22 protein-coding genes are annotated in these 20,550 nt (G+C 45.0%); 1 reads left to right on the forward strand and 21 read right to left on the reverse strand.

From position 1 onward, the window contains the following. The 6 genes from B5F18_RS02150 to B5F18_RS02175 form a co-directional block, all read right to left on the reverse strand. On the reverse strand, positions 1 to 2,361 hold the full coding sequence (locus B5F18_RS02150; protein WP_204217053.1) for a U32 family peptidase: 2,361 nt from the start codon (positions 2,359 to 2,361) through the stop codon (positions 1 to 3). 13 nt (positions 2,362 to 2,374) lie between these two features. Continuing rightward, positions 2,375 to 2,788 (reverse strand): cell division protein ZapA, encoded by a 414-nt coding sequence (locus B5F18_RS02155; protein ID WP_087156010.1) that lies wholly within the window; start codon positions 2,786 to 2,788, stop codon positions 2,375 to 2,377. Positions 2,789 to 2,867: 79 nt separating this feature from the next. Further along, positions 2,868 to 3,869, reverse strand: coding sequence for a Holliday junction branch migration DNA helicase RuvB (gene ruvB / locus B5F18_RS02160; protein WP_087156011.1), 1,002 nt, complete (start codon positions 3,867 to 3,869; stop codon positions 2,868 to 2,870). 18 nt (positions 3,870 to 3,887) lie between these two features. Then, entirely contained in the window at positions 3,888 to 4,499 is a 612-nt protein-coding gene (gene ruvA / locus B5F18_RS02165; protein WP_087156012.1) for a Holliday junction branch migration protein RuvA, read from the reverse strand. Between the two features lie 9 nt (positions 4,500 to 4,508). Continuing rightward, on the reverse strand, positions 4,509 to 5,000 hold the full coding sequence (locus B5F18_RS02170; RefSeq protein WP_087156013.1) for a Gx transporter family protein: 492 nt from the start codon (positions 4,998 to 5,000) through the stop codon (positions 4,509 to 4,511). Positions 5,001 to 5,010: 10 nt separating this feature from the next. Beyond that, the gene (locus tag B5F18_RS02175; protein ID WP_087156014.1) at positions 5,011 to 5,367 is read right to left on the reverse strand and encodes a NusG domain II-containing protein; all 357 of its coding nucleotides are present in this window, start codon (positions 5,365 to 5,367) and stop codon (positions 5,011 to 5,013) included. A gap of 126 nt (positions 5,368 to 5,493) precedes the next feature. On the opposite strand from B5F18_RS02175, the gene B5F18_RS02180 reads away from it, so the two are divergent. Beyond that, on the forward strand, positions 5,494 to 6,471 hold the full coding sequence (locus B5F18_RS02180; RefSeq protein ID WP_087156015.1) for an FAD:protein FMN transferase: 978 nt from the start codon (positions 5,494 to 5,496) through the stop codon (positions 6,469 to 6,471). Between the two features lie 96 nt (positions 6,472 to 6,567). On the opposite strand, the gene B5F18_RS02185 is transcribed toward B5F18_RS02180, so the two are convergent. The 15 genes from B5F18_RS02185 to B5F18_RS02255 form a co-directional block, all read right to left on the reverse strand. Further along, the gene (locus tag B5F18_RS02185) at positions 6,568 to 7,173 is read right to left on the reverse strand and encodes a hypothetical protein (protein WP_087156016.1); all 606 of its coding nucleotides are present in this window, start codon (positions 7,171 to 7,173) and stop codon (positions 6,568 to 6,570) included. A gap of 77 nt (positions 7,174 to 7,250) precedes the next feature. After that, a complete protein-coding gene (locus B5F18_RS02190) occupies positions 7,251 to 7,700 on the reverse strand; it encodes a DUF2752 domain-containing protein (RefSeq protein ID WP_087156017.1) in 450 nt (149 codons plus the stop codon). 24 nt (positions 7,701 to 7,724) lie between these two features. Beyond that, complete coding sequence (gene rnfB, locus B5F18_RS02195; RefSeq protein WP_087156018.1) at positions 7,725 to 8,516, reverse strand: RnfABCDGE type electron transport complex subunit B; 792 nt, start codon at positions 8,514 to 8,516, stop codon at positions 7,725 to 7,727. 12 nt (positions 8,517 to 8,528) lie between these two features. Then, a complete protein-coding gene (locus B5F18_RS02200; RefSeq protein WP_087156019.1) occupies positions 8,529 to 9,119 on the reverse strand; it encodes an electron transport complex protein RnfA in 591 nt (196 codons plus the stop codon). A gap of 15 nt (positions 9,120 to 9,134) precedes the next feature. Next, on the reverse strand, positions 9,135 to 9,833 hold the full coding sequence (rsxE, locus tag B5F18_RS02205) for an electron transport complex subunit RsxE (protein WP_087156020.1): 699 nt from the start codon (positions 9,831 to 9,833) through the stop codon (positions 9,135 to 9,137). Beyond that, positions 9,826 to 10,431 carry an RnfABCDGE type electron transport complex subunit G gene (locus tag B5F18_RS02210; RefSeq protein WP_087156021.1) on the reverse strand — a complete coding sequence of 202 codons (606 nt, stop codon included), beginning with the start codon at positions 10,429 to 10,431 and terminating at the stop codon, positions 9,826 to 9,828. Before B5F18_RS02210 ends, rsxE begins: the two co-directional genes overlap by 8 nt. Continuing rightward, positions 10,432 to 11,361: an RnfABCDGE type electron transport complex subunit D gene (locus tag B5F18_RS02215; protein WP_087156089.1), complete on the reverse strand. Its 930-nt coding sequence runs from the start codon at positions 11,359 to 11,361 to the stop codon at positions 10,432 to 10,434. 31 nt (positions 11,362 to 11,392) lie between these two features. Continuing rightward, positions 11,393 to 12,712 carry an electron transport complex subunit RsxC gene (rsxC, locus tag B5F18_RS02220; protein WP_087156022.1) on the reverse strand — a complete coding sequence of 440 codons (1,320 nt, stop codon included), beginning with the start codon at positions 12,710 to 12,712 and terminating at the stop codon, positions 11,393 to 11,395. 166 nt (positions 12,713 to 12,878) lie between these two features. Beyond that, positions 12,879 to 13,976, reverse strand: a complete 1,098-nt coding sequence (gene rpsA, locus B5F18_RS02225; protein ID WP_087156023.1) for a 30S ribosomal protein S1 — start codon at positions 13,974 to 13,976, stop codon at positions 12,879 to 12,881. After that, positions 13,957 to 14,811, reverse strand: a complete 855-nt coding sequence (gene ispH, locus B5F18_RS02230; RefSeq protein WP_087156024.1) for a 4-hydroxy-3-methylbut-2-enyl diphosphate reductase — start codon at positions 14,809 to 14,811, stop codon at positions 13,957 to 13,959. The genes rpsA and ispH overlap by 20 nt, the downstream gene beginning before the upstream one ends. A gap of 13 nt (positions 14,812 to 14,824) precedes the next feature. Continuing rightward, positions 14,825 to 15,481 carry a (d)CMP kinase gene (gene cmk / locus B5F18_RS02235; RefSeq protein WP_087156025.1) on the reverse strand — a complete coding sequence of 219 codons (657 nt, stop codon included), beginning with the start codon at positions 15,479 to 15,481 and terminating at the stop codon, positions 14,825 to 14,827. Between the two features lie 26 nt (positions 15,482 to 15,507). Then, positions 15,508 to 16,737 (reverse strand): NAD(P)/FAD-dependent oxidoreductase, encoded by a 1,230-nt coding sequence (locus B5F18_RS02240; RefSeq protein WP_087156026.1) that lies wholly within the window; start codon positions 16,735 to 16,737, stop codon positions 15,508 to 15,510. Further along, positions 16,730 to 17,665 carry a MurR/RpiR family transcriptional regulator gene (locus tag B5F18_RS02245; protein ID WP_087156027.1) on the reverse strand — a complete coding sequence of 312 codons (936 nt, stop codon included), beginning with the start codon at positions 17,663 to 17,665 and terminating at the stop codon, positions 16,730 to 16,732. The genes B5F18_RS02240 and B5F18_RS02245 overlap by 8 nt, the downstream gene beginning before the upstream one ends. Positions 17,666 to 18,100: 435 nt before the next feature. Beyond that, entirely contained in the window at positions 18,101 to 19,870 is a 1,770-nt protein-coding gene (locus B5F18_RS02250; protein WP_087156028.1) for an ABC transporter ATP-binding protein, read from the reverse strand. Next, a complete protein-coding gene (locus B5F18_RS02255) occupies positions 19,854 to 20,477 on the reverse strand; it encodes a hypothetical protein (protein WP_143468346.1) in 624 nt (207 codons plus the stop codon). The genes B5F18_RS02250 and B5F18_RS02255 overlap by 17 nt, the downstream gene beginning before the upstream one ends. Positions 20,478 to 20,550: the final 73 nt, after the last annotated feature.

Here is a 20,550-nt window from a genome sequence, read left to right on the forward strand (position 1 = left end):
CTACTTTATGCCTCTTTTAAAATGTCCCTTTGTATACTCTATATCCGGCATTTCCACTGATTGTCCACAGCAGAATACCTTTTGATACAAATTTAAAATCCTTTCCGTCCCTGCCTTATCCTCCACGGTAAATTGAAGTCTTAACCCTGCAGGTGAAAGTGTTCGGATCCTTGCCCTCTCCTCCAGCAGTACATTCGGAACGGAATTGTATGTGGTATTATAACAGTACACACATGTATTCTTTACAGGAAATTCCTTCTGATATCTGTCCTTTAACACATGAATTTTCTCTTTGTGCGTACACCCGTAAACCGTGTTTTGAATACACTGGGCAGACACCATCATCGGCATCCTGCCATATACGATAAGCTCCATATCTGAAAGGTCCAGCCTCTCCATCTCCCTATCATTAAGTTCCACAGGAACTGTCATCCCCTGCACGTTCTGTTCTCTCCAAAATGCCATGGACTGGCAGTTGAACTGATACATATTATAATCCAGAATGACTGGTTTATGAACCCCAAAATCTCTTAAAAATTGAATTGTCTCCAGATTCCGCACGAGAAATCCGTCGAATTTTTCCAGAATCGGAAGATTGCGCGCAAACAACTCTCTTGTTCTGTCCCGGAAAATATACGGCATGGCAAGATAAAGTTCCTGCCAGGTCTCTTTTTTAATCTTTATACCTTTCCAGATAAGCCCGCTGTCCACGTAGACGCGCCCCACCTGTTTGGAAACAAGACAAGCCTGTAACTGTTCTTCTGTTTCCACAGAAACCAGAAGTTTCTGCCATACTTCTTTTGTCTGCCCAACCTCTTTTTTCCTCTGCTCTCTTTTTCTTACCAACGCTTTTCTTCGTTTTTTTTCTATCAATATTTTTTTCAGCTCTTCCAAACCGTTTCTTCGCAGTTCATTGAGTGACTGCATTGGCACGAATACATTACCCGGCAACTCAATATCCAGCTTATCAAAGAAAAATACGCTCTCCCCGGTTTTGCGCATCTGTTTCTCAATCCTGGATTTATCCATAGGCTGATTTTTTGCCTCCTCTGCAACACATCCAAATACACTCACTTCCGTCCCTTGGCATACAAGAGACAAGCGCATCGGATCTCCCACACGAACGACCATTGTTGCGGTAACGGGTGACTGCAGTTTCTTTTTCAGGATTTCTTCCTCAACCGTTTTTAGCAATGCCTCATTTCGTACTCTGTTCAAAACCATTCCTTTTTGCACCACCAAATTCGGGCGCACTGTAATGGTAAGTGTTTCTCCCTTTTTACACCCCTGCCCAAGAGTATAATTCTCGCCCTCGATCTCGATGACATCACCTTTTTGCAGTAAGAGAAGCGCTTTTCCAAAAAGCTGTCTTCCCTTCTTTTCTTTTACAAGAATGGCCGGGATACCTGCATGGTTTGGCCTGTCCGCCGAAACCATGTCCGCACCATTGTGCTCATGGTAATAACCTTTGTGAAATCCCCCTCGATTGTAAATATCCATCAGCTCCTCTTTGTCCTTTTGGCTGACGCAGTACCCCTCTTTTCCGTATTTAAGATACCGGTCCGTATACTTCCGGTACATCTTTGTGACAGCAGCCACATACTCAGGGCTCTTCATCCGCCCTTCAATCTTAAAAGACATTACCTTTGCCTCGATCAATTCCGGAATTGTATCCAGTGTGCAGATATCTTTCAAACTCATGACATAGGCAGGCTTTCTTCCATCTACTTGGTACGGCAGCCTGCACGGCTGTGCGCACTGGCCTCTGTTTCCGCTTCGCCCTCCCAAAAGACTGCTGTAAAGGCATTGACCCGAATAGCAGTAACAGAGCGCTCCGTGGACAAAACATTCCACCTCGATGCCTGTCCTGGCTATCCTCTTTACCTCCTCCACACTAAGTTCCCTTGCCGGAACCACCCTCTCGGCGCCTTCTGCCTGAATAAATCTGGCTCCTGCCTCTCCCGTAATCGTCATCTGTGTGCTCGCGTGAATGGGAACATCCGGAAAATACTGTTTTATGAAACGCATAAGCCCCAAATCCTGTACAATGACTGCATCCACTCCTCTTTCATAATAAGGAAGAAAATAGTCATAAAACTCATCCTCCAGCTCTTTTTCTTTGAGCAGTGTATTGACGGTCATATAAATCTTCTTCCCGTGCAGATGCACCTCATCTATGGCCTCCAAAAGCTCTTCTTCGCTAAAATTCTGTGCATATGCTCTGGCTCCGAACTTTGTCCCGCCCACATAGACGGCATCTGCTCCCGCCAAAAGAGCTGCCCGCAGGCATTCCATGGACCCTGCAGGCGCAAGTATTTCTATCATATTTCTAATCTCAACCCCTTCAAAAAAGGCTGTCATCCGACAGCCCTCTCTATCTATTTCTGCGATTTTTGATTTCTGTTTCCAGTTCTACGATCTTCATCTGCAATGACTGGTTTTCTTCCTTTAATTTCTCCATACTCATCTCAGTATTTTCCAGCTTGATCTGAACGGAAATCAACTCATGTTTTAAATCGTACATGGACTGGTCTCTCTCCTCAATGTCTCCTTCCAGAGTCTCCGCCTTCTTCTTTGCCTTGAAATAATCGTCCGCAATATTCAGCCCAAGCAAAATCGTCCTTGTCTCGGCGCTCTGTTTACGGTATCCCTCATGCCCGGCACACTCGCTCATTTTATGATTCAGATAAACTGCTACTTTCTGCAGATATTCTTCGCTCTCAAAACCGCTCAAGGTATAAACCTTTCCATCGATAATCACTTCCGTATCATGTTTTGCAGCTGACATGGAGTCCACCTCCGTTTTCTTATGTGTATACTCAATTCTTTATCATTATAAACTATCCAGACTTAAAAACCAACTGTTTTTATGGATTTTCAGGAGAAATCCCAAGGTGTCTGTAGGCTAAAGCTGTCGCTGTCCGTCCTTTTGGAGTCCTCTGGATAAAGCCGTTTTTTAAAAGGTACGGCTCATACACATCTTCCAGCGTACCCGAATCTTCTCCAATGGACGCTGCCAGCGTGTCAAGCCCCACCGGGCCTCCCTGGAACTTTTGTATCATAGTGAGCAGAATATTTCTGTCAATGTAATCAAGTCCATATCTGTCCACATCCAGAAGATCCAGTGCTTCTGCTGCCACCTCCTCTGTGATCACCCCGTCATGGCGGACCTGGGCAAAATCCCGTACCCGTTTTAACAGGCGGTTAGCAAGCCTTGGCGTCCCCCTGGATCTTCTGGCAAGCTCCAGGGCCCCGCCTTTAGCGATCTCCACATCCAGTACCTTTGCGGAGCGCACAATGATGGTGGAAAGTTCCTCTTCTGTATAAAATTCCAGCCGGTTTACGACCCCGAACCGATCTCTCAAGGGGGCAGTAAGCATCCCTGCCCTAGTGGTTGCGCCCACAAGAGTAAAATGCGGCAAATCCAGACGGATGCTCCTTGCGGATGCCCCTTTCCCGATCATAATATCGATCACAAAATCTTCCATAGCCGGGTAAAGGACTTCCTCCACCTGTCTGTTCAGCCTGTGTATCTCATCCACGAAAAGCACATCTCCCTCCTGGAGATTATTGAGGATCGCAGCCATCTCACCCGGTTTTTCAATGGCAGGTCCCGAAGTAACCTTCATATTGACCCCCATCTCATTTGCAATAATGCCAGCCAGCGTTGTCTTTCCAAGTCCGGGCGGCCCATAAAAAAGAACATGGTCCAGACTTTCCCCCCGGGCCTTTGCTGCCTCGATATAGATTTTTAATGTCTCCTTTGCCTTCTGCTGCCCGATATAGTCTTCCAGATACTTTGGCCTTAGACTGCTCTCGATTTTGCCGTCCTCTTCCAAAGACTCAGTCGTAATAATCCGCTTTGCCATATGCTCCGATTTCTCCTTTTATATCATCATCTGCTTAAGCGCAGCTTTTAAAAGCTCTTCCACCTGCATTGTCTCTTTTCCCTGGACCCTGCGCACCGCCTTTAATGCCTCTGTACTGCCATATCCAAGCGCTGTAAGCGCCTGCACAGCCTCGGATTCTGCACTTCCCCCGCCCAAATCCATTTCATTGCCATCCACACTCCCGGACGCATGTTCCAGCATATCCTCAACCTTCAGTTTATCCTTGAGCTCAATGATCAGTTTCTCCGCCGTCTTTTTTCCGATTCCAGGCGCCGCACTGATAGCCTTCGCATCCGATGCCATCACGGCAAACCTTAAGTCATCTGCAGAAAGCGCGGACAAAATCCCAAGTCCTCCCTTTGGTCCGATTCCGCTCACTCCTAAAAGCAGTCGGAATACCTGCAGATCATCTTTGCTAAGAAATCCAAAAAGCTGCATAGCATCCTCCCTTACATTGAGATAGGTGTGAATCTTCACTTCCTTCCCAATAGACGGCAGTTTTGCCATGGCTTTTGGTGTCATGTACACGCCGTACCCAACGCCTCCTACATCCACAATCACTTTGTCATCCTGTATATCTGTCAGTTCTCCCCGAATATATGAAATCATACTCTCTCCTTATAAATTTATTTTCTTTAATGTTTTCAGCATCCTGTCCGAAAGCACACCTATCAAAAATCCTGTGACCTCACCTGCCACAAGCAGTACAGGAAGATAATAGGTGACACTGTAAGTCTCAACAACCAAAACTGCTACAATCAGCTGACCTACATTGTGAAATGCTCCTCCGGCAATACTCACTCCCATGACAGAAAACTTCCCGCTTTTCTTTGCTATCACCATAACAGCAAAACTCAACGCCCCTCCTGCCATTGCATACAAAATGGAAAAAAGGTTGCCAAAAAGAAATCCTGCCAATAAGACTCTGACTGTCAAAACCCAAAAAGCTTCCTTTCCTCCAAGCTTGTAAAGGACAATGACTGTCACCAGGTTTGCGAGTCCCAGTTTCATGCCCGGCACGACAAAAAACACCGGAACCAGTGTCTCCACATAGCTAAAAATCAGGGCAAGAGCAACAAATACACCAAATTGTGCCACTCTATTTTTCATCTTGTTTCTCCTATTTTACAATTGCATCGTAATCCGCTTCTTCCCCGGAAGAAATCTCCACCACGACCTGATTTGGAAGACAGATGATACTCTCCCTGTTCTTGGAGATCTCATGCTGTCTCACACAGAGCTGATCTTTACAGTCTGCCTTCTTCATCCTCACTTTTCCACCCAAAATCTCCACCACATTTGTCCTGCCGACAGCAACCGTGTCATCCCTGGAAAGGGGATACTCTCCCAAAAGCTTCCCTTCCTGGTAAATCCGCACGTATTCCCCTTTTGTCTTTGCCAGGATCATGTTCCATCCCATAAAAATACCGGCTGCCGCCAGTATTATAAAAGCCAGTATCCAATCGTTTTTTTTCATTCATTCGACCTCTCTGAAAGCCATTCTACCACAATCCCCTTTCAGATGCAACCACACGTTCGATTGTCAACTTTCCAAAAGTAAGGTAGAATGTAGTACATCTTTGTAATATAAGGAGGAGATGCCATGAAGGTGCGACTGTTGGCCGTCATCTTATTTTTATCGTCCCTGTTTCTTTTTGGCTGTTCTGATATCCAGACCGCCGAACCCATTGCAAAGAGCGGGATGTTTTTTGACACAGTCATCAATATCCAGATTTTCGGCTCCAAAGACGAGTCTATTCTGGAACATTGTATGGACATGTGCAGGGAATTTGAAAATAAATTCAGCAGAACCATAGAGACGAGTGAAATCTATCAGATCAATCACGCGAAGGGCATGGCTGTCACTGTATCTTCGGAGACCGCAGGATTGATAAAAAAAGGGTTGTACTACAGCGAATTGTCCGACGGAGCTTTTGACATTACCATTGCGCCATTAAGTGAACTTTGGGACTTTCAGAACAACGATGGAACTATCCCGCCTAAAGAAGAGATCGAAAACGCCCGCGCTCACGTGGACTACCGAAACGTGCAGGTGGAAGGAAATACCGTGACCTTGAAGGATCCAAATTCAGCCATCGATCTTGGCGGGATTGCCAAAGGATATATTGCCGACAAACTGAAGGAATATCTGGAGAGTGAAGGTATCAAACATGCAATCATCAATCTTGGCGGAAATGTGCTGACTCTTGGAGGGAAATTAAACGGAGAGCCATTTAGGATCGGAATACAGAAACCATTTGATGAAAGCGGAGCTCCCATTACTTCCGTGGAAGCGACCGACCTTTCTGTCGTGTCATCCGGAAACTATGAACGGTATTTTGAAGTGGATGGAAAAATCTATCACCACATCCTGAATCCGAAAACCGGAATGCCCTATGACAATCACCTGTACGGTGTCACCATCCTCTCCAAAACTTCTGTTGACGGGGATGCGCTGAGCACAGTCTGCTATTCCCTTGGGCTGGAAAAGGGCATGGAACTTATCAAATCCCTTGATGGTGTGGAGGCTCTCTTCATCACAGATGATTATAAACTCCACGACTCCCGCACCAAAGAATAAAAAATCCAAACTTTGTCCTCAGATATTCTCCAAAACGAAACAGGCGTGTCACACGATTCAATCTTCGTGCGGCACGCCCTTGTTTTGATTTTCTTTTTAATTCAGTGCACTGGTGAATCCTACTGCAAAAATCGTTCCAAAAATAAGATAGATAACAAAAACAGCAAGCATGAGCACCAGAGCTGCTCTGCAGTAATTTCTCCGGTTGACATTTCCTGTGCTGCTAAAAGCCCAGACAATATAGAGGATCTGTCCCACACAAGGAATGGCTCCTGCGATCAAAACCAACAACCAGTCTCCCATAGTCATCGGACGCTCTTCTCCCTGCTCACGGTATCCGCCGCCCTGATAATTTTGATTCTGGTAATTTGGGTAGTACCCGCTGTTCTGATTGTCCTGATATGAATTCTGCTGATACTGGGACTGCTGATATTGATCATTCGGCTGTCCGCTCTGATACCTGGAATATCCATAGGAGCCATTCTGTTGTCCGCTCTGACTTTGCTCCTCCTGTTTTCTCTGCCAACGCTGATACGGCCTTTCTATCGGACTGTCAGATATTGTGTCCTGCTCCTTGTTTTCTGTTTCCACTGTTCCTGCCTCCACATTTGAGGAAATTTCGCTTTCATTTTTCTCCAAAGGTCTGTCGTTTCCTGTTTCTGTGGCTTTTTCTTCCGGTTTATCGTCAAACTGATTTTCCATTTGTATTCCTCCTAACTGCCGATCTTGATAAATATTTTACCATTTTTGCCACGCTGCCGCAATCACTTCCAGCTCGTTCACTGTTTTTTCATAAACGTGATCAGTGCATCGTGATAATAGCTCATCGGAGGCTCTCCTGGAAAGTAACGGCACATCCGGTAAATATAGTATACGATCATGAATGCTAAGATCACGAGAAGTAACCAGCTAAGTTTCTTTGTATCTCTCTTCAAAAAATACCGGAACACAATGTAAACAATGACAAAAAGCACAATGGGATAGATCATCAGATTCTGCTCCCATGCAGTGCGAAAATCTCCTTGCAGCAAAGCAACTCCTGCCCTTGTAAGCCCGCATCCGGGGCACGGAAACCCAGTCAGAAGAACCATGGGACACATCATATGGAACACCTTTTTCATAAAAATGAAATACAGTGTAAGGACGATCAAAGGAGCTTTTAATCTTCTGACATCCCGCCAGAAAAGCCAGCCGGCTTCTTTACATGCGTCCTTGATTTTACGTCCCATCCCCGCCATCTCCTTTTTGATTTCCTACTGAATGATCTTTCTTGGACATTTTTCTGCGCATTTTCCGCAGTTCGTACATTTATCCGGATCAATATGTGCAATGTTGTCCAGCACCTTCACGGCATCAAATTCACACACTTTTTCGCACATCTTACATCCGATGCATCCCACTTTACATGCAGATATCACGTCTTTTCCCTTTTCATTGGAACTGCACTGTACAAGATGTTTCTGGTCATATGGGACAAGCTCGATCAGTTTTTTCGGACAGGCAGCCACACATTTTCCGCAAGCCTTACATGCCTCTTTATCCACAAGAGCAATCCCATCCACAATGTGGATCGCATCGAACGGACAAGCCTTCACACAGCTGCCAAAACCAAGACAGCCAAAGCTACAGGATTTTGGCCCTGCATTCTGCATCATGGACGCCATTGTACAATCTTCGATCCCAAAATACTCGTATGTCTTTGTGGTCTTTTCGCATGTTCCCGCACATTTTACAAAAGCGACCATTTTCACTGCATCGTCTGCGGACTGGCCCATGATCTCTCCTACTTTTGCCGCAACAGGCGCCCCGCCCACAGGGCAGCCATTTACCGGTGCTTCGCCTTTTACAATTGCAGACGCAAGCCCGGAACATCCTGCATATCCGCATCCGCCGCAGTTGTTTCCCGGAAGCACATCGTTGATCGCCTCTTCCCTTGGGTCCACTTCCACTGCCAGTTTTTTACCGGCCACCCCGAGGAAGATGCCTATAAAAAGTCCTGTGCCGCCCACAACGAGCGCTGCTATCAGAATTGCTGTTATACTCATATATTCTTCCTCCTAAATCACACCTGAAAATCCGAAAAATGCAATGGACATCAGACACGCTGTCACAAGCACGATCGGCGTTCCACGGAAAGATTCCGTGACATCATTGTGTTCAATCTTTTCCCTGATTCCTGCCATAATCACAATGGCAATCAAAAATCCGGCTGCTGTCGCAAATCCATTGACCACACCGGCGAGCACACTGTACTCCTTCTGTACGTTCGTAAGCGCTACGCCAAGCACTGCGCAGTTCGTTGTGATCAACGGAAGGTATACGCCAAGGGAGCGGTACAGGCCCGGGATCTTTTTCTTGAGAAACATCTCCACAAACTGTACAAGACAGGCAATCACAAGGATGAAAACGATTGTCTGCAGGTACACCAGCTTTCCGCCAAGAATGGCCGGATTCGCCAAAATAAATTTATAAATGAGTCCTGTCACAAAAGAAGAGATCGTGATGACGAACACAACAGCGCCTCCCATACCGGCAGCTGTCTCCACTTTCTTTGACACGCCAAGGAATGGACAGATTCCGAGGAATTGGCTCAACACTACATTGTTTACAAGAGCAGAACCAATCGCAATAATCAATAATTCTTTCATTCTTCACGCCTCCTTCTATTTTTCTTCCTGCCCTGTCGGGAAAATCTGAGTTTTGCAGCCCGAACAGGACGCGCATCCTTCTTCGGAGCATACGCTCTTAGCCTTTTTCTCTCCACGTTTCGCAGCTTTTGCCTTTATTTTGTTTTGAAGAGCAACCAGCCAGGAAAGTACGAGAAATGCACCCGGAGCCAAAATGAAGATAGTGATCGGCTCATATGCTTCCGGCATGATCTGTGCGCCAAAAATTGTTCCTGCTCCGATCAGCTCTCTCACAATCCCGATACAGGTAAGCCCTATGGTAAATCCAAGTCCCATACCAATTCCGTCAAAAACAGACGGCAGCACCGGATTTTTGGACGCATAGCTCTCTGCCCGCCCAAGAATGATACAGTTTACCACGATCAAAGGAATGTAAAGGCCGAGCGCATCATAAAGACTTGGCACAAACCCCTCAAGCAAAAACTGCACCATAGTCACAAAAGACGCAACAACAACGATAAATGCCGGCATTCGCACAGAATCCGGAATGATTTTTCTCAACATAGAAATCAGCATATTTGAAAGCACAAGGACAACTGTCGTGGACAGCCCCATTCCTACACCATTCACTGCAGAGGTAGTGACCGCAAGAGTCGGACACATTCCGAGCATGAGCACAAATGTTGGATTTTCTTTTATAATGCCGTTGAACAGTCTCTCTGTACATTTATTCATTTCCGCCACCTCCAATTGTCTGATAGTAGGTAAGCGCTGCATTCACAGCACCTGTCACAGCGTTTGAAGTGATGGTCGCTCCTGAAAGAGCATCTATCTGGTTGTCTGTGGAGGCACCGCTTTTTGTCACTTCAAAATTTTCTACTTTTTTGTCCCGGAACTGATTGTAAAATTCCGGCTCCTGCGCTTTCATTCCAAGTCCTGCGGTCTCATTGATCTTAAGAATGGCAATTCCGTTCACTGTGCCGTCGTTTTTGATACCAACGGACACCTGAATATCGCCGCCATATCCGTTTTTGTCGGTTGCCGTGATGACATAGCCTGTTTCCTTTCCGCTTTCCTTGGCTACGACTGCTTCATTGATGATTGTACCCTCGATATTCTTCACTGTTTCCGCCGCCTCTTTTTCATCAAATCCTTCATAGTCTTCAAAAGAATCTGCACTGGAAAATACCTGCTTATAGGCTTCCTGTTTTGCTTTTTCCTGGGCATTTGCAATCGGTTTCTCCGTGATCCCCTGCACAGCTCCGAGCAGCAGACCTGCGATCAGTGTGATCCCGGTGAGGATTGCTGCATTTTTTATGATTTTATTTCCCATTTATCTCTCTCCTCCTTTTCCAAAAGGTTTCGGAAGAGTCACCTTTTCAATAAGAGGGACTAAAATATTTCCTAAAATGATCGCATAGGAAACTCCTTCCGCAGAACCGCCAAATAGACGGAACACACCTGTCAGGATTCCAAGACAGATACCATATACGATCTGCCCACGCTTTGTGATCGGAGAGGTCACATAGTCTGTCGCCATGAAAAATGCTCCAAGCATCAAACCTCCTCCGCAAAGATGTGCAAGTATGTAATTTGAATCCAGACCATGTCCTCCAAAGAGCGCAATAAACACAACAAATGTGACAAGATAGCTGCCCGGAATGCGCAGATCGATGATTCCAAGGAAAAGAAGGAAGATTGCACCGATCAAAATCGCAATCACGCTTGTCTCTCCAATAGTTCCAGGAATCGTACCTATGAGCATGTCAAAAGTGTCTACACTTTGGCCGGCTTTTAACTGCGCCAAAGGGGTTGCTCCACTTTGGCCATTGTACACAAACGTTGTCATTTTCCCAGTAAAGGAGATCAAAAGAAAACATCTTGCTGCCAAAGCCGGATTCATAAAGTTCTGACCAAGTCCGCCAAATAGTTGCTTTACAATAATAATAGCAAATACACTTCCAAGCACACACATCCACCAAGGTGCGGTCGGCGGCATGTTCAATCCAAGCAAAAGTCCTGTCACAACAGCGCTGAAATCCTTGATCGTCACCTTTTTGTGCATCAGTTTCTGCCAGAGAAACTCTGCCAGTACCGCAGATGCGGTCGTCACCGCCAGCACTACAAGTGCTGACATTCCAAAATTATAAATTCCAAAGAAAGCTGCCGGCAGCAATGCGATCGTCACCATCAACATAATGTGCTCTGTCGTCACTTTGGAACGGATATGAGGTGAAGAGGATATATGAAATTTTTCACTCACAGTTTTACACCTTACCTTTCTTACGTCCTTTTTATTTTTTTCTCCTGTTTGCCAGGGCACTCTTTCTCATGGAGCCGATTGCCTGTTTTAACTGTCTCTTTGCCGGACAGACAAAGCTGCAGGAGCCGCACTCCATACATTCAAGTCCTTCCCATTTTGTAAATGATTGTTCATCGTTTCTTTCGGCATAGTCTGCAAGTCTGGACGGAATGAGCCTGCTTGGACACACCTCCACACACCGTCCGCAGTTGATGCAGGCACTTGGCTCCATGGCGGCAACCTCATCCTTTGTCATACAAAGAATTGCAGAGGATGTCTTTGTCACAGGAACATCCAACGTAAACATGGCAAATCCCATCATCGGCCCACCGGAAATCACCTTCTGCGGCTCTGTCTTAAAGCCACCCGCCATCTCCACAAGTTCTCTTTGGTTCATGCCGATCGGCGCCAAGAAATTTCCAGGCTCACTCACCGCATCCCCTGTGACTGTGATAACGCGCTCCATCAAAGGCTTGCCTTCCACAACAGCTCTATTGATACTGATCAGCGTCTCTACATTGTCAACCACACACCCTGCATCTGCCGGGAGCATAGATGAGTTGATAGCCCGGCCGGTAAGAGCAAAAATCAGCTGGCGCTCTGCCCCCTGTGGATATTTTGTTTTCAATACTTTTACTTCCATCCGTTCTTCATGCCGAACAAGTTCCGTAAGTTTTGCGATTGCCTCCGGCTTGTTGTCCTCCACTCCGAAAATCCCTTTTGCATTGTCAAAAAGTCGGAGAACCACGCGCATACCGCCCACTAATTTTTCCGGTTCCTCGATCATTCTTCTGTAATCCGCAGTAATGTACGGCTCACACTCCGCACAGTTTGCAATGACATACTCAATCTTCTCCGGCTCCTTTGGCGAAAGTTTTACTTTGGTCGGGAATCCTGCTCCCCCCATTCCAACAACGCCTGCATCGCCGATCAGATTTAAAATCTCATCTTTCTCCATTTTCTCCAAAGGTTTCACAGGAGCATATTCTGTTTCCTCGTACTCCCCGTCATTTTCCACAATAATGCATCCCACTTTGGAACCGGATGGACCAAAGCGTGTCTCGATCTTTTTCACAGTTCCGGACACGGACGCATAAATCGGAGCGGATACAAACCCTCCTGCCTCTGCAAGTTTCTGTCCTTTTAAAACACGCTCTCCAACTTTTACGACAGGGTTTGCAGGGGCTCCGATATGCTGGGAAAGCGCATACGCAAGTTCACCGGACGGGACTGCCGGAACAATGGCTTTCTCTCTTGCAAGCTTTTTCCCGTCATCAGGATGAATGCCGCCTTTAAATGTTAAAAGTCCCATTTCGTCATTTCCTTCCTTTCTTTACTTTGTCTATAAAATATCAAATATAGATATTTTTTTCACATTCGCCCACACGCAAAGATAGAGACTATACACCATAGTCTCTATCTTCACTTTATAGCAACAGGATACTTCACGTTGTCCTGTCTGCTGGTTTATTTACTTTTTATTCTTCGGCTGCCTGCTCCGGCTCTTCTGCTTTCTCCTGGCTGTCTGTCTCCAAAGCTTTCATGCTCAGACTGATCTTCTTTTCTTCTTCGTTCAGGTCAACGATTTTTGCATCAATCTCCTGACCTACGGAAAGTACATCTGAAGGTTTTTCCACATGGGCTCTGGAAATCTGGGATACATGAAGAAGTGCATCCACACCAGGTGCCAGCTCAACAAACGCTCCAAAGTCAGTCATTCTTGCAACAACACCTTTTACGATTGTTCCAACTGCATATTTCTCAGATGCGTTTACCCAAGGATTTGTCTCCGGGAATTTTAAGGACAATGCAATCTTGGTATCGTTGATATCTTTTACAAGAACTTTGATCTTTTCTCCTACCTGGAATGCTTTCTTTGGATTTTCCACTCTGCCCCAGGACATCTCTGAGATATGAAGGAGTCCATCAACTCCGCCAAGATCAACAAATGCACCGAAATCAGTCACATTCTTCACAACGCCTTCTACCGTATCGCCTACATGCAGTTTCTCAAATAATTCTTTCTGCAATTTTGCTTTCTCTGCTGCGATAAGCTGACGTCTGTCGCCGATCACACGGTTTCTTCTTGGATTGAACTCGCTGATCACAAATTCAATTTCTTTTCCCTGATATTTGCTTAAATCTTTTTCATAAGTGTCAGATACAAGGCTCGCCGGGATAAATACACGCGCCTCGTCTACAACAACACTCAATCCTCCTCCAAGGATCTGTGTTACCGGTGCTTTGAGCACCTCTTTGTTTTCAAATGCCTCACGGAGTCTTTCATTTCCTTTTTCAGCTGCAAGTCTCTTATAAGTCAACAGCACCTGGCCTTCGCCATCGTTTACTTTTAAAACTTTTACTGTCATTGTGTCGCCAGTTTTTACGACTGTCGTCAAATCCACATTGGCATCGTTTGTGTACTCGTTGCGAGTAATGATACCGTCAGCCTTGTAACCAATGTTGAGGATGATCTCATCCGGTTTCACATCGATAACTGTGCCGTCCACAACTTCTCCGTTATGTATTGTTTTAAAAGACTCGTCTAACATTTGTTCAAAACTTAATTCTGACATTATTTTGAACCTCCTCAATTATATTATTGGGCGTGGATGCCCCTGCTGTAATACCTACTGTTTCCACGGACCTTAATTGATTCATATTCAAATCGCCAAGTGTCTGTATATAGTACGTATTGTTACATGCTTTTTTACATATTTCAAATAGTTTCTGCGTATTGGAACTGTTTTTGTCCCCTATCACAATCATAGCGTCAGCATGCTCGGCAATTTTTTTTGCCTCAGTCTGGCGCTCTTTTGTGGCACTGCAGATTGTATTTAAAACACTTATATCATACCCCTTTTCATTGATAATTTCAACCAATTCTTTGAATTTATTGTAATTAAATGTCGTCTGGGCAACCACACACAGTTGTTGCCCGCAAGGAGCCGAAAAATTTCTTGCATCTTCATAGGATTCCACCACTGTCACCTTGTTTTCTGCCCATCCTTTGATGCCCTGCACCTCCGGATGACTGCTGTTGCCGATAATGACAATGTGTTTTCCTTCACGGCTTTCCTTTTTTACAATATTGTGGATTTTCTTTACAAACGGACACGTTGCGTCCACGCACACAAGCCCCTGCTCTTCTATTTGTCTGCACACACTCTTGGAAACGCCGTGGGAGCGGATGATGACCACTCCTTCACCAATCCTTGAAAGCTCTTCTTTGTTTTGGATGACACGCACTCCTTTTGCCTGCAGATCTTTCACAACCTCGTCGTTATGAATGATCGGCCCGTACGTATATATGGGAATGCCTTTATTTTTTTCTACTTGCTCGTAAACTGTGTCCACTGCCCGTTTCACACCGAAACAAAATCCCGCTGTCTTCGCCTTGATTACTTCCATCATTCTCCTCTTTCTATTTACACAGACTTATGATTTTTTCTACAACCTGCTCAATGGTCATGTCTGATGAATCCACAACAACCGCATCTTCCGCCTTTTTCAGCGGGGCGATCTTTCGGTTCATGTCCCGGTAATCCCGGTCCTCGATATCCTTTTTTATCTCCTCAAGATTGCAGGTCTCTCCCTTTTCTTCCAGCTCCAGATACCTTCTCTTTGCCCTTGTCTCCACACTTGCCGTCAGATAGATTTTTACATTGGCATCCGGCAGAATATTTGTTCCGATATCCCTTCCGTCCATGACCACATCGCACTCTTTTGCAAGGTCTCTTTGCAGCTTAAATAGCTGGGCTCTGACTTCAGGGATGGAGGAGCTTTTGGATGCCATATTCCCAACTTCTTCCTCTCGGATCCTTCCTGTCACATTCACACCGTTCAAATACACTTGCTGCACATCATTTTCATATTGAATAGAAACGTGTGCGCTTTTACACACCTCCGCAATCTTGCACGTATCCTCCGGCGCTATGCCTCTGTCCAGAAAATAGACTGCAAGCGCACGATACATGGCACCTGTGTCCACATAGATAAACCCTTTCTCCTTTGCCACAAGCCTGGCGATCGTGCTTTTTCCAGCACCTGCCGGTCCGTCAATCGCAATATTGTATCCCATTGTTCTCGTCTCCTTAATTTTTTCTGTTATTGAATGCCCATAGCCGCTGCATACGCAGTGGACCATGCAATCTGAAGATTAAATCCACCTGTCAGTGCATCCAGATCCAGCACTTCCCCCGCAAAATACACCCCATTTACAAGTTTTGACTCCATTGTCCCTGGATCGATCTCTTTTACTTTTACTCCGCCTCTTGTGATGATTGCCTCATTAAATCCCCGAAGATTCGTCAATGTCATAGAAAAATGCTTTATGAAATACACGAACTGTTTTCTCTCTTCTTTTGAAATTTCGTTTACTTTTTTCCCCGCCAAAATTCCACTTCTCTCTACCATGACAGGAGTAAGTTTCGCCGGAAACAGTTTTGTCACCGCATTTTTAAACTGTCTGTTTTTATTCTCCTCAAATTCTCGAAGGACTCTGGCATCCAACATCTCCTCAGACAGTGCAGGTTTTAAATCGATCAAAAGGGTAAGCTCTTTCTCTTTTAATTTTTTCCCGATAATGCTGCTGGCGCTAAGCATGAGGGGACCGCTCACCCCATAATGCGTAAACAACATCTCGCCAAAATCCTCGCAGAGCACCTTTTTCCCATCCTTGATCTGTGCCCGCACATTTCTAAGAGACAGCCCCTGCAGTTCTTTGACAAACTCTTCTTTTACTTCCATGGGCACAAGTGCAGGGACAGGTGTTTCCACTGTATGGCCCATCTCCTTGGCAAACTCATATCCATCTCCGGTCGAACCTGTCGTCTGATAGGAAAATCCTCCTGTGGCAACAATACAGGCATCTGCCTGTACCGATTTTCCATCCATAAGAACAAGCCCCGCAAATTTTCCATCCTCCACTTTAATGGTTTTCACAGAGCAATGCAAATGCACTACAACTCCAAGCCGTTTCATCTCCTTCTCCAAGGCCTTTATCACATCCGAAGAATGATCGGAAACCGGAAACACCCGGTTCCCCCTCTCCACTTTTGTCTTTACACCAAGATCCTCAAAAAACCGGATCACATCTTCATTCGTGTAGCCATAAAAACTGCTGTACAAAAATTTTGCATTGGTAAGTACAGATGCAAACAGCTCGTCTATTTCACAGGCATTGGTGATATTGCAGCGCCCTTTCCCTGTGATGAACAACTTCTTTCCCAATTTTTCATTTTTTTCATAGACAGATACCTCATGTCCCCTTCTTGCCGCAAACACAGCCGCAAACATTCCTGCGGCACCGCCGCCGATAATCGCTACTTTACTCATCCTTCTCTTTATCCTCATCAAACGTAAATTCCATCTTTTCATTGACCTGATTGAGTTCGTCATTGGAATATACCTGATATTCGTCCCAAATATCCTCCAATGTCTCCAATGTCTCAATTACTTCCGTCTGTCTTTTCATACACAAGGCCACAACAAGCGCATTCACCACACTTAGCGGCGCAACCAGTGAGTCCACAATGGACGCCATATCACTTCTTGCAATCAAATTGCAGGAAGAATACAACGTGATCGGTGAATGTATGCTGTCCGTCAGTGTGATCACCTTTGCCTTCCTGCTGCTGCCAAACTCCAGCGCCTTTAAGGTGCGCATGGAATATCTTGGGAAACTGATCCCTATGACAACATCTTTTTCACCGACACGGATCATCTGCTCAAAAATTTCACTGGAACTGTTAGTGTGAATTTGAATCACATTGTCAAAAATCAAATTCAGATAAAATCCAAGAAAATTTGCCAGAGGAGCACAGCTGCGGATTCCAATGATGTAGATCTTCCTCGCATGGAGAATCGTATCCACTGCCTCCTCAAACGCCTTTTGATCAATTCCTTGCAATGTAAGCTTTATTTTTTCAATATCAGACTGCAGGACAGTCTCCAAAATTTCCGACTGGCTGATACGGCCATACGTCACTTCCATGCGCTGGATTGAGTTTAATTTATTTCTGACGAGCTCCTCCAAAGCCTTCTGAAATCCAGGATATCCTTTGAATCCAAGCTGCATGGCAAACCGGACAACCGTTGACTCACTCACACCAACTGCCTTTCCCAATTTTGCAGCAGTCAAAAATACCGCTTTATCATAATTCGCACCGATATAGTCCGCAAGCCTTTTTTGTCCTTTGCTCAAGGTAGGATAATGCTCTTTTATTCGATTTAAAAGCTCATTTCCTTTTTTCTTTCTAACCATCCTGCCATGCCTCCGATATGTTTTTTCATTCCTTTAATATAGTACGTCAATTGTTGCTCGGATGCAATGGAAATCTTTCGGACAAGTATAGTTTTCTTTCTGCTGCCAATACTAAGGATAACCCAAAGGAAAGGATGTGATACTTTGGTTTATGTATTTCTTATCCTGGGACTGTTCTACTTTTGTATGTACGCTATCTTCCGCACAGCCGGCAAGTATGACCGCATGATGGAAGAGGAATTGGAACAGGAAAACCTATAAGAATATCCCCGGCGTCTGCTGGGGAACTTCTAGAATATACTGTTTTCTTTGCTGTTTTTAACGGATATCCCCGCCTTTTCAGCCGAAATACTGAACATCTTTTTGTCTTTTGTCTCCATTTGGAACACAAAAAAAAACATGTACATCTGCTCAAAACAAATATACATGTTTTTCCTATTCTTTTTCCATCTCCAAAAATTCCCGGATGCCGCTTTCATCCACTTCGTGCACTTCACCTTTCTGGATTTTATATACCCGGCTGCACATACTAAATACACTCGGTCGGTGAGCAGCCACGATCACTGTCCGTCTTGGTTCTTTTTTCATAATATTTTTCAGCACCTGGCTTTCTGTAGCCACGTCAAGTGCACTTGTGGCCTCGTCAAGCAAAAGCACCGGGGCATCCGCTAAAAGGGCGCGTGCAATGGAAAGTCTTTGTTTCTGTCCTTCTGAGAAACGTCTGCCAAGCTCTTTCACCTGTGTCTCCAACCCTTCTTCCAGTTTTTTCACAAACTCCCACGCACAGGCTGCCTTTAATGCCTGGATGACTTCCTCCACCTCCGCATCTTCCCTGACCATCCGCATATTTTCTAAAATTGTTCCCGAAAACATCGTATTTCCCTGCGGAATATAGCCGAACAGACAGCGTGTTGCGGAAGATACCTGTAATTTCTCTCCTTCTGGATTTCCTATGTAAATTTCACCCTCCTTTGGATGAAACAACCCAAGAAGAAGGTTCAACGTAGTTGTCTTTCCACCGCCGGACGGACCGATGATCCCTACAATCTCCCCCGGCCTTGCAGTGATATTCACATTTCTGTATACTGTCACTCCTTCTTCGTACCAAAATCCGACATTCTCCATCCGGATTTCCACTCCAATTTCCCTTGCCTTCGTTTTGATCTTCATGGCCGGCTCATTATCTTCTACATTTTCACGCGGCAGATTCGTTACCTCAATAATCCTCTCCACATTGATACAGGCGCGGATCAATGTCGGCACAAGTCCGATCACAGATGAAAAAGAACCCCGCAGAGAACCTGACATGCCAAGATACATGGTCATTGTTCCGTAGCTGATGTCTCCCTGCCATAATCGGTATACAGCGAATCCATAACATGCATACCCGACAAGCTGACCCACAAAGGAGGTCACCATCATTGTCAGAGACTGGAATTTATTCTGCTCCAGAGAAATTTCTTCAGATTCCTCCTGGATATGGTGAAACCGCTGGATAAAGTTGGGCACAAGTCCAAAAGCTTTGACAAGCTGAATATTTTGAAACGTCTCCTGATCAAAGACCATTTTATTGCTCGAAAAATCCTGTGTCTTTTTCGTATACTCTCTAAGCTTTGTCGTTGTAAATCTGGAGCTGATAAGTGAAACAGGGGCTCCTGCAAGAGCGATCATGGCCATAACGGGATCGTTTTGCAACATAATAACAAATGCCCCGACAAAACTGATGAGCACAGAAACCACATTCGGAATAAATGTCAAAACATGATTTGCCAACATTGCTGCATCACCGTTTATCCGGTACAATAAATCACCTGTCCGAAACTCCGAGACAGCCTCCCAGTCTGTCCATAAAACTTGTTCAAAGATATCAGCCCGGATTTCATTTGAAATTTTAAGTCGTATTTTTAAGGATATCCTCATCCTTATAATGTTGATAAAAATCTGTCCTACTCCTATGCCAACATAAGCAACTGCCACTGATGCAATTTTGCGTGAATTGTATCCTGTGACAGCATCTATCAGCTCTTTAGAAACCATAGTGGTCCCGAGCCCCAAAACAGAACCCGATGACATCAGTACTGTATAAAATGTAATCAGTATCCAGTATCTGCGCACATAAATTCCAAGCCATTTTAATTGGATGATAAGTTCTTTTAATCTTCCTTCACGGATTCTTTGTCTGATGTGTTTAATCTTTTTTAGCATCGTTGCAAAAAACCACCTGTTCTAACAAATTGACAGCGTCTTCATCCGGCAGACAGGAAAGCTCGTACACATCCGTCCCGCTAAGCAGGTGATCCAAAGTTTTCAGGCACAATTCGATTCCATTTTCCAGCCACTGTGGATAAAACACATTGCCGGAGACTTCTTTTACTTTTTCGAATCCCTCCAGTTTCCGTATAGAATTTCCTTTTGCCTGCTTAAGTACAATCAGCGCTTTTACCGGAACATTTGCATTTTCACAATACGGCGAAGAACCATGCCAAGGGGAGCCCCATCCCAAGAATTCTGTTTCTTTTTCCTGCACAAAAACAATGTCTCCATTGATGATCTTTGCTCCGCGGTATTTGCTCCACAACTCCGCCTGGGTTGTCTTTCCAATGCCGGATGGGCCAAGGAAAAGGATGCCTTTTCCTTGGAAATCAATAAGAGAGCTGTGGAGCTGGATGATATGACGCTGAACAGCGTGGGTGTAGAAAGCCTGAAGCAAGAGGATTTTCGCCTCTTCCTCCGATTTTTTGTAGATAGTGATTTGTTTCCAGTCCTTGTCAGCCAGCAGATAACTTTGATTGTAAAGAATTAAATGTTTCATGTTTTCCGGAATTTCAAAATGAATAATCTGTTGATTATCGGTTAATATAGCAGGTGATTCTTGAATTCCAAAA

The organism is Lachnoclostridium sp. An181, from assembly GCF_002160325.1.
Classification (GTDB): Bacteria; Bacillota; Clostridia; order Lachnospirales; family Lachnospiraceae; genus An181.